This is a genomic window from Parapedobacter indicus (assembly GCF_900113765.1).
GTDB classification, from domain to species: Bacteria; Bacteroidota; Bacteroidia; order Sphingobacteriales; family Sphingobacteriaceae; genus Parapedobacter; species Parapedobacter indicus.
This window is the reverse complement of sequence record NZ_FOQO01000002.1, coordinates 1-14,883: the sequence shown is the minus strand read 5'-3', so window position 1 is coordinate 14,883 and position 14,883 is coordinate 1. Positions and strand designations below refer to the sequence as shown.

Genomic DNA, 14,883 nt, shown 5'->3' with positions numbered 1-14,883 from the left:
TTTCCTGACCCTAAATTTTATTTTTTTTCATAGTGAACAGATGATCGATTGGTTCTGGGTGTCTTTATTCCGGAAATCACCAAGTCTATGGATAGGAAAGCAGAGATTCAGGCTCTTTTGGATAAGTATAGGCAAAATCGATGTACGCCGCGGGAACTGCGTTTACTGGGAGAACTTTTGCAAACGTCATCCTTCCGGGATGAAATAACACAAGTGTTGGGCAAGTCGCTGCTCGATGGCATTCCTTCTTCTTTTTTAGAGCAGCCGGAGGTGCAGGAATCCCTTCACCGCGTGTTTAGCCGGGTTATGCCGGATGAAACTACATCGATCCCGTTGCGTAAGTCGGGTAGACGGTGGAAACTCCCAGCCATCGCGGCGGCGGCGGTCATCCTGTTATCGGCCGGGATGTTTTGGTATTTCCCGCTGTATGATCAAACCCACCCAGATCGTCAGAGTGCCATGTCTTGGGGCGATGCACAGGCTGGTGGAAATCGAGCTGTATTGACATTGGCAGACGGGCGGACGATCGATTTACGTGCAGATCAAAATGGAATTGCAGTGGGAAAGGAAGTGAAGTACCTGGATGGATCTGGAATTGTAGCGGATGTAGACGGTACCGCAGGAGCGAATACCGACTTAGGCTCAGGCCTTATGACGTTAAGTACCCCGAAAGGAGGGACTTACCGGGTTGTCCTATCGGATGGTACCGAAGTATGGCTCAATACAGGCAGCACCTTAACATATCCACGTCAGTTCGGACAGGAGGAACGGACGGTGATGCTGGATGGGGAAGCTTTTTTTTCTGTGAGCCGCCAAGCCCGCATTCCATTTAGCGTGGTCACCAGCGAGCAGGTTGTCAATGTACTGGGCACCCAGTTTAATATTTCTGCATATCAGGAAGATACGTATTCAAGTACCACGTTGGTAGAAGGAGCGGTGGAGGTACTAAATAGAACCTCGGGGAAAGCCATTCGATTGGATCCCGGTGCGCAAAGCATAATCACCGATGATCGAATAACGGTAACAGCGGTCGACCTGGATGCGGTTATCGGCTGGAAAAAAGGTGTGTTTCTTTTCAATGATACGGAACTGCGGGACGCGATGAAACAGATTACGCGGTGGTACGACATTGCCGTTGAATACGAAGGATACGTCCCACCGACACATTTTTTCGGTGAAATAGGCCGGGATAAAACATTGGAGCAGGTATTGAGGATATTCAAACAGGGTAAGGTGGAATTCCGGTTTGATGAGAAAAGAAACAAATTAATTGTATACCACCGGTAACGCCCATAGGACGAATAAACCAATTTGTTAACCTTTAAATGATCAATGACCATGGATCCGAAAACATAGCTTAACACCCGATGTAACGTCCAAAAAAATAGCCGACCGGTGCTCACGACACCGCCCGGCAGTATTTGGCAGTTTGCGACAGTTGCTTAAAGCAACAGGAAATCAATTATTCATGTCACATTTCCAAACAGTACAAACATATGAATTTATATGCATGTGTTAAAGGCGGTTGTTGGCCTTTGACCTACCGATTATTAATTACCATGAAGCTGACCGTATTGCTAACTTTCTTTTTTACCTGCCAGGTAATTGCCAACGGTTATGCGCAACGCGTTACCTTAAAGGCGAAGGAAATCACGCTCTCGTCAGCTATGAAACAGATACAGCAACAAACCGGGTATCCTTTTTTTCTGAATGGCCGGAATATAGCTTTCAAAAAAGTTACGGTGGATATCCAGGATGCTGCGCTGGACCAGGCGATGAACCTGCTATTGGCTGATCTACCGATGGATTGGGTATTGGAAGATAAGACGCTTGTTATCAGTTCAACGGACACCCCCAAGAACCGCTCTTCGTCCGGTAAGTTGTTGCAGGAACGGATCATTACGGGGCAGGTAGTGGATGAAAGCGGAAAACCGCTGGAGGGGGCAACTGTCGGCGCAAGAGGTGCGGCCGTGGTGACTACCGCCGACACACAGGGGCGGTATCGAATCACAATTCCGGATGGCGTAAAGCAATTGATTTTTACGATGCTTGGCTATCATGCAGAAGAGCGCTCACTGACGGGGTCAACGGTCATTAATGTAACCATGAAAGCGGCCGTCAGTGATCTCGACGAGGTCGTCGTGGTCGGGTATGGTACCCAACGGCGTCAGGATCTGACCGGCGCCGTGTCGTCTGTCAGTGCAAAGCAGATTCAGGATGTCCCGACCCCGAGTCTGGACGGAGCACTCGTTGCTAAGATGCCCGGTGTGCAGGTGTCGCAGACGACCGGTGCACCGGGCGGCGGTATATCGGTTAAAGTAAGGGGAACAGGTTCGATCGGTGCCGGTAATGAACCGCTTTACGTGATCGATGGCTTTCCCGTTACCGCAAATTATGAGCAGAATAACAACCCGCTTAATTCGCTCAATACGAATGATATTGCATCGATTGAGGTTTTAAAAGATGCTTCGGCCACGGCTATATATGGTTCCCGGGGAAGCAACGGCGTGGTGATCATCACCACGAAAAGCGGAGCTTCAGGCAAAATGAAGGTCAATCTGGATCTGTATTCGGGATTCCAGCAACCCACGAAATATCTGGACGTGATGGATGCAAAAGAATACGCCAGTTACATTATCGATTCGCGTAACAATGCCTGGGTCGACACGGGCGGCGATCCCAGTGCGCCCAATTCGGAACGGAGTGCCATTTACCGGATTTTGCCAATCTTGCAGGATGCATCGGCATTGGCAAATTCGACCGATTGGCAGCGGGAGTTGTTCCGGACCGCGCCCACACACAATGCACAATTGACGTTTTCAGGAGGAAATGAGCAGGTGCGTTACCTGACGAGCGCAGGTTATTACCGTCAGGATGGGATCATTATCAATTCGGATTTCAGTCGGTATGCCTTCCGGGTGAATCTCGATGCTGACGTGTCAGATAGGTTCCGTATCGGGCTGAATCTTTCGCCGTCCTATTCCGTTCGGAATCCGATGGTGGCAGAGGGGCATTTCAGTAGCGGAGGTAATGGGGGAGCGGTTGTTTTGGCAGCATTGATGATGCCGCCCTTTATGCCTGTTTATAACGACGATGGTAGTTACACGACGGCGCTTTCCTTGGGGAATGGCTTCAGCAGCCTCGAAAACCCCGTGAAGTCAGCCCGGGAACGGGTAAACCGCGCCACCGATTTCCGGCTGTTGGGTACGGTATTCGGCGAATACGATCTGTTGGATAAACTGACTTATAAATTATTGGTGGGCACCGATCTGCAGAACGGCAAGAGCAACACATTCAGCCCATCCATTGTCGGATCGGATGGTAACCCGCCACCGGTCATCCCCAGCGCCACTTATCGTGGTCAGGAATCATACAACTGGCTAATTGAACATACGCTGAACTATGCAGCGGATTTCGGGAAGCACCATCTCGACGCTTTGGCCGGGTTCACGGCCCAGAAAGTTCATGCAGACGATGCGGTCATCGCTGCGACGAATTTTCCGAATGACCTCGTCCACACACTCAATGCCGGTGTGGTGTCGTCGGCTTCCACATCGTCTTTTGAATGGACTTTATTGTCGCTGCTTGGCCGGGTGAATTATAGTTTTGCCGACAAATACCTGTTAACGGCCACGCTGCGCCGGGATGGCTCGTCACGTTTTGGTATGAACCAGAAGTGGGGGATGTTTCCTTCGTTGTCGGCCGGGTGGCGCATTTCCGAAGAGTCCTTCCTGCAATCGGCTGATTGGCTCAGCGACTTGAAGCTCCGCACCAGTTTTGGCTATACGGGCAACAACCTAATCGGTAATTACGAGCATGTAGGGCTTCTTTCCATCCAGAATTATGTGTTTGGTGTGAATGGTGGCATCTTAGTCAATGGCTTGGGACCAAGCAGCGTAAGTAATAACGATCTAAGCTGGGAGAAAAACCGGCAGTTTGATGTGGGACTAGAAGTCGGATTGTGGAGTAATCGCCTCTTTTTGATTGCCGACTTTTATGATAAGATTACGTCGGATCTGCTCCTTAATGTTCCGGTGCCGTCACTAACGGGTTATACCAATGCCAGGCAGAATATTGGAAAAGTGAGAAACCAGGGATGGGAATTCGGTATTTCTTCCCGTAACCTGACAGGTTCACTGACTTGGAGCACGGATCTTAATTTTTCGACCAATCGGAATACTGTACTCGCCTTGGGGCCGAGTGCGGAGCCTATTTTTGGAAACTATGGCCTTACCAATAGCCATATCACGGAGGTTGGAAGATCCCTGGGGAACTTTTATGGTTATCAGGTTGCAGGGATTTTCCAGAACGAGGAAGAAGTGGCCAATCTTCCCAGCTTTGCCGATTCGGCCCCCGGCCAATTCCGCTTTGCGGATGCAGATGGTGATGGGAAGTTAAGCGTGGGCGACCGTACCGTGTTGGGCAGTCCGCTTCCGGATTTCATTTTCGGTATCACCAACAATTTTGCATACAAAGGAATGGAACTGAGTTTCCTGATTCAGGGTGTGCAGGGGAACGAAATTATGAATTTAAGCCGTCGTTTTATCGCAAATTTCGCTGGAACAGCCAATGCCCTTCGGGAGCTGAATGGCCGCTGGCGGTCACCCGAAGATCCCGGCAATGGAATGATCCCTCGGGTGAATCGGGACCTGTCACGCTATAGTAGCAGTAATGCCAGCGCCAATATTTCATCCACACATATCGAAGACGGATCGTTTGTCCGGCTAAAAAATGTCACATTGGGATACAATGTGCCTTCGGGTTGGCTAGGTAAATGGAAACTATCGTCGGCCCGGATTTATGTGAATGGACAAAATTTAGTTACCATCACCCGTTATTCGGGGTACAACCCTGAAGTCAGTGTTACGGGCATCGATCCATTGACGCCCGGGGTCGACTATGGTGGGTATCCCATTGCGAAGGTGTATACATTAGGTTTGAATGTCGGATTTTAAAAGGGTGAAGAAAATGAAAACGAACATAAGACTAATAGCATTTGTGGGTTTTTTGCTGTTTCCGAGTTGCGCAAACGATTTCTTAGATTTGGCACCCATATCGCAAACCAACAACGTTAATTTTTACAGGAACCAGCAAGATATGCTGAATGCGGTGAACGCAGCATACGCCGCCCTGCGGGTAAACGGTGAATATAATCAGGCGATGTACGCCATCGGGGAAGTAGCATCAGACAATACCGAAATCTTGGATGCGCAGTCGGGTATCGATATCACGCAGATCGACGATTTTACGACCCTCACCAACAACAGTATCCTAAGTACGATGTGGAACGCACATTACAAAGGGATTGCTGCCTGCAATGCGGTGATCGACCGGATCGGAGCCGTTGATATGGACGAAACCCTGAAAGCCAGGTATATTGCGGAAACCAAATTTCTCCGTGGTCTTCAATATTTCAATATGGTACGGACATTTGGAGATATTCCATTGGTTACGAAGGAAATCATCAATGTGCAGGAAGGGTATGATTATGCCCGGAAACCGGTTGACGAGGTGTATACCCAGATCATTGCTGACCTGGAGGAAGCGGCATCGAACCTGCCCCTGTCGCATGACAATGCAGACGTTGGACGGGCTACAGCTGGCGCTGCAGCGGGCTTGCTGGCTAAGGTTTATCTGACACGTGGAAATTGGAGTGAGGCTGCGGCAAAGGCTGATGCAGTAATTCAATCCGGACGTTATCGCTTACTGGACGATTACGCAGAAGTCTTTGCGATCAGTAACAAGAACAACGAAGAGTCGATATTTGAAGTACAGTACAAAGCAGGTGGATTTGGAACCGGTTCTCCCTTTAACAATGCGTTTGCTCCCCGGGGTTCGGGTTCGATTGTATCGACCATTGGAGCCGGTTCGGGGCAGAATCAGCCAACCGCCGATATTTCGGAAGCCTACGAAGCTGGTGATCTGCGCAAGGATATTTCGCTGGCCGAAGGTTATATGAACGGAGGGGAATTTGTGCCGGTCCGGTACATTAAAAAATTCTTGGATCCCAATCTGTTTGCTAGCGGGGATGCTAACAATAACTGGCCTGTTCTGCGCTATGCCGATGTGTTATTGATGCGTGCAGAAGCGCTGAACGAACTTGGATACGAGCCCGATGGTGAAGCGTTTGACCTGCTGAATGCCATCCGGGATCGGGCAAACCTGTCCCCAAAAGGGAGTACCGATGTTCCCGACCAGCAAGCTTTCCGCTTGGCGATTGAACAGGAACGGCGTGTGGAGCTTGCGTTTGAAAACCATCGGTGGTTTGACCTGTTACGCACGGGGCGGGCGCTCGAAGTCCTGCAGCAGAAGGGGGAAAACATTCAGCCCTTCCGGCTGGTATTTCCCATCCCGCAGACACAAATAGATATTAATCCCCGTATACTCACTCAAAACGAAGGTTACCAATGAGAACGATCCCATTTCTATTGTGCCATTGTATGGCATTTTTTACCTTGGCGACGGCTCAGCAGAAAACGGTGCATCCCGATGCACGTTACGCAGAAGCCGTATATATTCACCGAAAGGCCGATGGATTCAAAGGCATCTGGTACATGAACCAGCCCAGCAACGACGAATACGTCTACAAATACAGTGGCGGCATGGCAACTTATCCGGCCAATCATCGTCCTTTTGCCATCTATTCAGATAAGGTGAAAAAAACCTTTTTCTGCTTCGGCGGAACGGACGAACAGAACAGCACGTTGTTTCACAACGTTTCTTATTTCGATCACCGGTCGGGCATGCTGGCCAACCCCACTGTGGTGCTGGACAAGCAGACAACAGATGCGCACGACAACCCCGTCATTTCTATTGATGGAAAAGGATATATCTGGATCTTTTCCACTTCGCATGGCACTTCACGACCATCGTACATTTCCCGATCGGTCAAACGATACGATATCGAACGCTTCGAACAGGTGCCTGCAACGGAAGTTGTCAATGGTGAACGCGTCCCTTTTAGCAACTTTTCCTATTTCCAGGTGTATTACGTGAAGAAGAAGGGATTTATTGCGCTTTTTACGAAATACAATAAATCGGGGCATCGGGTGATCGGATTCAATACCAGCAAGGACGGAAAATCGTGGAACGAGTGGCAGGTCATCGCGCACATCGAAGACGGGCACTACCAGATCAGTGCAGAGCGGGATGGAAAAATCGGTGTAGCGTTTGACTACCATCCCAAAGGAAAAGGGCTGAACTACCGGACAAACCTCTATTACCTGGAAACAGCTGATTTTGGCAAAACGTGGACAACTGCAGCCGGTAGTGAAGTCGTTTTACCCTTGACCACCATCGAGAACCCTGCATTGGTACACGATTATTCTGTTCCACATTGGAATAGCTACCTGCTTGATATTAATTTTGACGAAAAAGGCCATCCGGTAATCCTGACTGTAACGAGCAAAGGGTATGAGGCCGGGCCGGAGAAGGGGCCTCGTCAATGGACATTCAGCAAGCACGAAAACGGCCAATGGAAGGCCTATCCGGTAACGGTGTCGGACAGTAATTACGACATGGGGTCTATCTATCCCTTAGGTGGAAAGCGCTTCCAGATCATCGGGCCGACTGTTGACGGTCCGCAGGCATTCAACCCGGGAGGTGAGATCGCGATGTGGCAAAGCGAAGATGGAGGGCAGCGTTGGAAGCTTGTCAAACAGCTAACCCATCACAGTTCGATGAACCATACCTATGTTCGTCGGCCCAGACAGGCAAGTCCCGCATTTTATGCCATTTGGGCCGACGGGCACGGCCGGAAGCCCTCGATATCTTACTTATATTTTTCCGATGAGCAGGGCAACGTATTCCGGATGCCCCGGGAGGGTTCGGGGTCGCTCCTGTTACCCGAGCGGTTAACCGATAGCACGTTCTCCCAAGCGGTGTCACAGCCCTGAGGACATAATCCAATAAACAAAATAATGGATCTATAAAAACGATGCGGAATTTCACGAATTCCGCATCGTTTTTATATTTTTGAATTTGTATGGACCAAATTAGCTTATAGAATCGAGGATTAATGAAATCGTTAGGTCGGAATCAGGATCGTTCCCGAAGCGGTGAAGCGGCTGATGAGCAGCTGTTTTCTGATATTTATGACCATTATTGGGAACGTTTATTTCGATATGTGATCCGAATTTTGCCTGATGAAGATGATGTGGCAGATGTGCTTCAGGAAACGTTTGTCACGTTTTGGGAATTGAGGAATCAATTAGAACGTGTAAAATCAGTGAAATCATATTTGTTCACGATTGCCCGTAATCTAGCGTTTAAACGTTTCCGGGAACGAGCCAAGGAAGCAGACTTTGCAGATCGTTTGGTTAGGCATTATGGTGAAGCGGATGAAAGCACGGCCGAATCCCTGTATGGAAAGGAGCTAAATGAATGGTTTGATCGTGAGGTGGAACGATTACCCGAACGTATGCGCGAAGTAGTTGTTCTCAGCCGGAAAGAGCAACTTTCTTACAAGGAAATTGCCGAACGACTGAATATATCTGATCAGACCGTCAAAAAGCAGATAAGCAAATCCCTGAAATTACTACGCCTAAAACTCGATGAAGAATACATCCCTTATTTGATGCTGTTGCTCTTTATCGACTATTTTTGCTGATTTTTACAGCTTGATTATCAGTATTTTGTAGCTTTTTTTAATACCAAGATACCACCTCGGTTGTACTTTTTTACTCTCTCTATTGTAAAGCCAGTATAAACCAGGGATGGAACAAGAAGCATTCAGGAGATTGTTACGTCGGTATGCAGAAGGTAGCTGCAGCCAGGAAGAAATCCGCTTTTTGGAGGACTTGATTCTCCGAGATCCGGTGGTTGAACAGTGGGAATGGAGCAGTGAAGAAGAACGGCTGCTGATGGGATTGCGCATCAAGCGGGCAGTTGATAAGCAACGGCTGGCGAGGAAAAAAATCGGACGTAGTCGATGGTGGGGCATTGGTGTCGCAGCTTCCTTGTTATTGATTGGAGGAGCAGGGTGGTTTATCGCCAGCCAAGCTGAAGCTAATCATCCGGTGGTTATCTCAGAAACTTCACCTTTTCCTACGGATGGAATCAGGCTTACATTAGCTGATGGATCGGTGGTAAGTCTGGATAGCCTGCAAAACGGCTACGTAGATAAAAAAGATGGTAAGCAGCTTGCTAAACTGGATGACGGCAAGTTAACATATGTTTATGGTAGTCATCAACCTACTGAAATCCAAGAGACGATACAAAAAAATACCATCCATGTACCGAATGGAAAACAATTTCAAGTGACGTTACCAGACGGGACAACCGTCTGGATGAATACCGCGAGTTCGCTGACATATCCCGTATTATTTTCCGGTAGTGAACGCCGTGTCCAACTGGAAGGAGAGGCTTATTTTGATATCGCTAAGGATGCTTCCCGGCCTTTCAAAGTGCAGACAAAAGATGGGACTGAGGTTGTCGCAACGGGCACTGAATTCAATGTCTCCGCTTATTCTTCGGATGGAGTGGTGGCTGCGACGTTAGTGGAGGGAGGGATAAATGTCCGGAAACAGGGAAGAGAGATTTCCCTCACCCCGGGCTATCAAGTGCTTGTTAGTGAATCGGGAGGAATTGAACGCCGTAAGGGAAACTTGAATCAGATCTTAGCATGGCGGGAAGGCTATTTTGTCTTTGATGACATGGATGTTTTAGCGGTCATGCGCAGCGTAGCACGCTGGTATGATGTGCAGGTGGAGGTCGGGACACATGTGCCGCAACAACGTTTTGGCGGTAGTTTTCCGGTGAATGCCGGAATCGACGAGTTGCTGACAGATCTTGCTTTAGTAGGTAAAATAAAATTTGAACGAAAAGGAAAGGAGGTGCGGATTATATGGTAACCTGAAGCATTACTTATTTGGTGCCAAAAAGCCAGAAGTGCCGCTAACACTCCTGGCCGATGTGGCATAATGCCTGACACAGGCCGATCACAATTGGATTTATTAATTAAATATCGCAATTAAACCTGTATTGCAAATGTATGCATTTTGTATTGCACGAGGGTGCAAAATATTTCTTTATCATAAGCTTATTAAGCTTTTGATTATGGTAAAAATAATAGTTGCCGTTATTATGATTACTGCTGCACAAGCCAGTGCGGCGGTATACGCCCAAAAGGCCACAATCATTGTGAACAACGCGCCGCTGCGCGAGGTGTTCAAGGAATTACGTGAGCAAACCGGCTACCATTTTTTGTTCTTAATGGAAGATTTGGAGGCAACAAAACCGGTTACGCTGGATTTAAAACAAGCATCCCTGGAAGAGATCCTTGCCCGTTGTTTCGTTAATCAACCGCTAACCTACCGGGTTCGTGGAAATCGCGTCCTTGTTTCCAGAAAAAGTGAGTTGACAAATGCAGCCGAGAAAGAACCCGTTGTGGAACAGCAGCAAACCGTTACCGGTATAGTGACGGATGAAAATAATCAGCCGATGCCGGGGGTAACGGTATCTGTTAAAGGATCGACCTTGGCGACTTCCACGGATGATCAGGGAAGGTTCCAGATTCAGGTACCCAATCCGCAAGCGGTTCTTGTTTTCACCATCCTTGGATATAAGACCCAGGAACATCCGGTAGTAGGCAATCACGTGATCAATGCTAGATTAATCGCTGCGATCAGCGACCTGGACGAAGTGGTGGTGGTTGGATACGGGACGATGCGTAAATCTGACCTGACGGGATCTGTGGCGCAAATTAAATCGGAAGATTTACAAGCCGTTCCGGTTTACAATATGGAACAGGCATTGAAGGGCAGGGCCGCGGGCGTACAGGTCACGCAGAATTCTGGGCAGCCCGGCGGAAGGATCGAAGTGCGAGTGCGCGGTGGGAATTCGATGATCGGGGATAACCAACCGCTGTATGTGGTAGACGGCTTCCCTCTGACCGGTGGATTAAATTTCCTCAATCCAGCAGACATCGAGTCGATCGATATTTTGAAAGATGCGTCCGCTACTGCCATCTACGGAGCGCGTGGCGCCAACGGTGTGGTGATCATCACCTCCAAGAAAGGAAAAAAGGGATTGCCAGGGCGTGTAGAGCTAAATAGTTATTTCGGCGTGCAGGAGGCTACTAAGCGGTATGATCTGATGGACGCCCGCGAATACGCCATTATTGCTAACGAATGGCTGAAAAATGAAGGACAGGAGCCATATTTTGATCTGGATGAAGTACAAAGCCCAGGGACGGATTGGCAGGATGTGGTGCTGCGAACCGCGCAGATACAAGATCATACCCTCACGTTTTCGGGTGCTTCCGAGAAAACCCAATATTCCCTATCCGGCAACTATTACGATCAGGACGGAATCTTGATAAACACCGGGGTGAAACGGGGTTCGGCACGCCTCAATCTTGGACACGATGTGAAAGACTGGCTCCGGTTGAATGTGAATCTGAATTTATCCCGCCGTGAACAGTTATCCGTGCCGGTTAATAACGGATACCGCGGTACCGGATCGGTCTTATCGGCAGCGGCATCGGCGCCACCTACCTTGCCGGTATATGACGAAAATGGACTGCCTACGCAGATCGAGCGGATCTACAATTTCGGATCTGCTGATATGCGGAATCCGATGGTTTTTGCGCAGAATGAAACGAGAAGCCTGGGCAATACCGGCGTCGGAAATGCGAGTTTAGATGTGAAATTAAGTGAGCATTTGACGTTCAAGACCATGGTCGGGTTAGAATATGCGTACACGTTGAACGACCAATTCACTCCCATTATATTTGATACGGATCGCGGCTCGGCAAGTCAACAGACCTACTATCGGAGTTCTTTTCTGAATGAGAACACGCTGAATTACACCAAAGAATTCGGTGATCGCCACCGGTTGACTTTGTTAGGTGGTTTTACCTACCAGACTGACCGGAATCGTAATTTTAAGGCCAGCGGTTCGGGACTTCCGGGTAATACCACGCGCAATTTCGATCTGTCTGCGATGGAAACCATCAATCCGCCGACCTCGAGCATTGAAGAATGGGCCCTGGCTTCCTGGTTGGGGAGGGCGAACTATGTATTGGCAGACAAGTATCTATTCACTGCCAGCGTCCGTGCGGATGGCTCCTCTCGTTTCGGCGCAAACAATCGGTGGGCTATGTTTCCCTCCGGCGCATTCGCATGGCGGCTGTCTGAGGAGTCCTTCATGCAGGATGTCCGTTTCATCAACGATCTGAAAGTGCGTGCAAGCTACGGGGTAACCGGTAATACGGCATTAAGCCCATACCAGTCGCTTGACCGGATGGGCGCAGAGCGCACAATCTATGTGGGCAATGAAGCAGTAATCGGTTATTCGCCGTCGAACATTTCCAACGCCGATCTGAAATGGGAAAGTACGCAGCAGACCGATGTTGGTTTTGACCTGACCATCTGGGATAATCGGTTGAACGTGACTGCAGATTACTATTGGAAGTATACCACAGACCTGTTGGCTTCCGTTCCCCTGCCACCCTCTGTGGGGTTTGGTTCGGTATACCAGAACATCGGCGAAATCAAAAACCAGGGGATTGAATTCGGTGTCAGCGCGGATATCTTAACCGGCGAATGGAAATGGAGCCTATCAGGGATGTTGTCTGCCAATCGGAACGAGGTGGTTAAGCTAGCGGGAGGCAGTGATATTTACAGTGCCGGTCAGGGGGCGGTGTGGTCCAGTACCAACATCGCCCGGGAGGGTAAGCCTCTGGGAAGTCTTTTCGGATATCTCGAAGACGGGCTGAATGAAAATGGCTATATTCAATATAAAGATGCCAATGGCGATGGGACGGTCAATTCGCAAGACCGTGTCATTCTCGGTAATCCCAATCCGGATCTGATATATAGCGTAAACTCCACCCTGTCCTACAAAGGAGTCAATCTTAGCGTATTTCTGGAAGGTGTGCAGGGTAATCAGGTTTTCAATGCGACCGACGGTACGCACCTGAATTCTTTCCAGCGGGGAAGCAACCAGTTCCGGGATTTGCTGGGTAATTACTGGACGGTAGAAAATCCCGATCCAAATGCCAAATATCCTAGACTCAGTTCTTCTTCCGGCTTCGATATTTCCGACCGGTTCATTGAAGACGGAAGTTACCTGAGACTAAAGTCTGTTAATCTGGGCTATGACCTGCCTGTGGCCAATTGGGGATTGACTTGGTGCAATGCACTGCAGATCTATGTATCCGGTACAAATTTGCTCACCTTTACCAAGTACACAGGGTTGGATCCGGAAGTTAATACCCGGGGTGATGACTCAAACGACGTTGGTAACCGATTGCGGATGGGACATGACCAGAGCAGTTATCCGAATGCACGGATTTTTGCGATGGGATTAAAATTAACCTTTTAACGTGAAACAGATGAAGAAGATAGTCTTATCAATTATAGGAATTGGCATGTTGTTTACATCCTGTCAGAATATGCTGGATGAAGTGCCGAAAGATTTTGTTGCAAAGAATAACTATTACCGGAACGAAGCGGACGCACAGGGAGCCCTGAACGGTGCCTATGGCTCGCTGGGCCCAGATTTTTACGGAATCAACAACGGTATTCTCTCCGTTCTGCACAGCGATCTGGCACTTGGTCGCGGATCGCAGGCACCGATTTCCAATATGGATCAACTGCTTGATCAGCAGAATATCGGAAGGGCATCCGGACTTTGGTTAGATTTGTATGCTGCCATCAATCGCGCAAACGCCGTGTTGGATAATGTGCCGCTGATTGAGGATATAAATGAAGACGCACGCACCCGCATTCTTGCGGAAGCTCATTTCCTCCGTGCGCTTGCCTATTTCGAATTAGTACGCGGATGGGGCGCAGTTCCCATCAAAACAAAAGAAAGTACGGATTTATCAGATCTGGAGTCTCCGCGTCGGCCTGAAGAAGAGGTATATGCGTTAATTATCACTGACGCTCAGGCTGCGGAGGCAGGTATGCTGGAAGCGGTGGGTGACGCAACAGGACAAGCATCTAAGTCGGCCGCCAAAATGTTGCTGGCTCATGTTTATTTGACCATCGGAGATTGGGAAGCAGCGGCTGCCAAAGCGGAGGAAGTGATTTCAGAGGGCAAATACGCGTTGGTGGAAGTGCAGGAGCCGGACGATTTTTACCGGATTTTTGCCGCGACCACCAGTTCGGAAGATATTATGTCCGTGCATCATTCTGAAATCCTGCAGTCCGGTATCACCACGTACATCCATATGGGGAACAACCTTCCGTACAACTACAGCAGCACGGGTTTTTTCGCATGGTTGCCCAATAGAAATTCATTTATCGGTGATGCGTGGGATGATGAAGACCTCCGGAAACCCTTCAATCTGTATACACAATACCAGAATTCAAATGGCGACTGGGTGTCGCTCCCGGGAACCACTCCAGTGCTCTTTAAAAAATTTGTTACGGACAACAATGGCTTGAGTACATACAGTTATCCCATTTACCGCTATGCGGAGGCCTTGCTATTCTACGCGGAGGCTTCTTGCCGGGCTGCCGGCACGCCTTCGGCGTTGGCATTAGAACGGTTGAACATGATCAAGCGCCGGGCGTACGGATATGATCCAGAAGCGCCGTCGCCGGTGGATTATCCGACAGGAATGGACGAGGAAACGTTTGTCGACGCAGTGATCCGTGAGCGGGCTTATGAGTTCTTGATTGAACGGCGACGGTGGTGGGACCTGAAACGAATAGGAAAGGCTAAAGAAGCTTTTGCTGCCATTGGCAAAACACTGATCGATGAGCGCCTGCTTTGGCCGATTCCAGAAAACGAAATCAATAACAATCCGGCAATTGGTCAGGAAGATCAAAATCCCGGATATTGAGTGTCACGAACAACTATATGAGAGTTGATGCTGTGCATATGATGAAGGTGGGCCCTTCGGTATCGGAATACAGGTTCCGGTACCAAACC

General features: G+C 49.0%; 8 protein-coding genes. All 8 read left to right on the top strand.

What is annotated here, in order from left to right:
• The first annotated feature begins 87 nt into the window (after positions 1-87).
• The 8 genes from BMZ56_RS03825 (at position 88) to BMZ56_RS03790 (ending at position 14,794) form a co-directional block, all read left to right on the top strand.
• Entirely contained in the window at positions 88-1,287 is a 1,200-nt protein-coding gene (locus BMZ56_RS03825) for a FecR family protein (RefSeq protein ID WP_090624491.1), read from the top strand.
• A 272-nt stretch (positions 1,288-1,559) separates the two neighbouring features.
• Complete coding sequence (locus tag BMZ56_RS03820) at positions 1,560-4,955, top strand: SusC/RagA family TonB-linked outer membrane protein (RefSeq protein WP_181127796.1); 3,396 nt, start codon at positions 1,560-1,562, stop codon at positions 4,953-4,955.
• 13 nt (positions 4,956-4,968) lie between these two features.
• Positions 4,969-6,411: a RagB/SusD family nutrient uptake outer membrane protein gene (locus BMZ56_RS03815; protein WP_090625763.1), complete on the top strand. Its 1,443-nt coding sequence runs from the start codon at positions 4,969-4,971 to the stop codon at positions 6,409-6,411.
• A complete protein-coding gene (locus tag BMZ56_RS03810) occupies positions 6,408-7,895 on the top strand; it encodes a BNR-4 repeat-containing protein (RefSeq protein ID WP_090624487.1) in 1,488 nt (495 codons plus the stop codon). Before BMZ56_RS03815 ends, BMZ56_RS03810 begins: the two co-directional genes overlap by 4 nt.
• A 122-nt stretch (positions 7,896-8,017) precedes the next feature.
• Positions 8,018-8,608, top strand: a complete 591-nt coding sequence (locus tag BMZ56_RS03805; protein WP_090624485.1) for an RNA polymerase sigma factor — start codon at positions 8,018-8,020, stop codon at positions 8,606-8,608.
• 106 nt (positions 8,609-8,714) lie between these two features.
• Complete coding sequence (locus tag BMZ56_RS03800) at positions 8,715-9,851, top strand: FecR family protein (protein WP_090624483.1); 1,137 nt, start codon at positions 8,715-8,717, stop codon at positions 9,849-9,851.
• Positions 9,852-10,056: 205 nt separating this feature from the next.
• The gene (locus BMZ56_RS03795) at positions 10,057-13,326 is read left to right on the top strand and encodes a TonB-dependent receptor (RefSeq protein ID WP_177195020.1); all 3,270 of its coding nucleotides are present in this window, start codon (positions 10,057-10,059) and stop codon (positions 13,324-13,326) included.
• Positions 13,327-13,336: 10 nt separating this feature from the next.
• Positions 13,337-14,794 (top strand): RagB/SusD family nutrient uptake outer membrane protein, encoded by a 1,458-nt coding sequence (locus tag BMZ56_RS03790; protein ID WP_104443689.1) that lies wholly within the window; start codon positions 13,337-13,339, stop codon positions 14,792-14,794.
• Positions 14,795-14,883 lie beyond the last annotated feature (89 nt).

Bases quoted from the DNA above. Each gene is read 5' to 3' on its own strand.
- BMZ56_RS03820 (WP_181127796.1), top strand. From the start codon at position 1,560: ATGAAGCTGACCGTATTGCTAACTTTCTTTTTTACCTGCCAGGTAATT.
- BMZ56_RS03815 (WP_090625763.1), top strand. From the start codon at position 4,969: ATGAAAACGAACATAAGACTAATAGCATTTGTGGGTTTTTTGCTGTTT.
- BMZ56_RS03790 (WP_104443689.1), top strand. From the start codon at position 13,337: ATGAAGAAGATAGTCTTATCAATTATAGGAATTGGCATGTTGTTTACA.
- BMZ56_RS03805 (WP_090624485.1), top strand. From the start codon at position 8,018: ATGAAATCGTTAGGTCGGAATCAGGATCGTTCCCGAAGCGGTGAAGCG.
- BMZ56_RS03810 (WP_090624487.1), top strand. From the start codon at position 6,408: ATGAGAACGATCCCATTTCTATTGTGCCATTGTATGGCATTTTTTACC.
- BMZ56_RS03795 (WP_177195020.1), top strand. From the start codon at position 10,057: ATGGTAAAAATAATAGTTGCCGTTATTATGATTACTGCTGCACAAGCC.
- BMZ56_RS03825 (WP_090624491.1), top strand. From the start codon at position 88: ATGGATAGGAAAGCAGAGATTCAGGCTCTTTTGGATAAGTATAGGCAA.
- BMZ56_RS03800 (WP_090624483.1), top strand. From the start codon at position 8,715: ATGGAACAAGAAGCATTCAGGAGATTGTTACGTCGGTATGCAGAAGGT.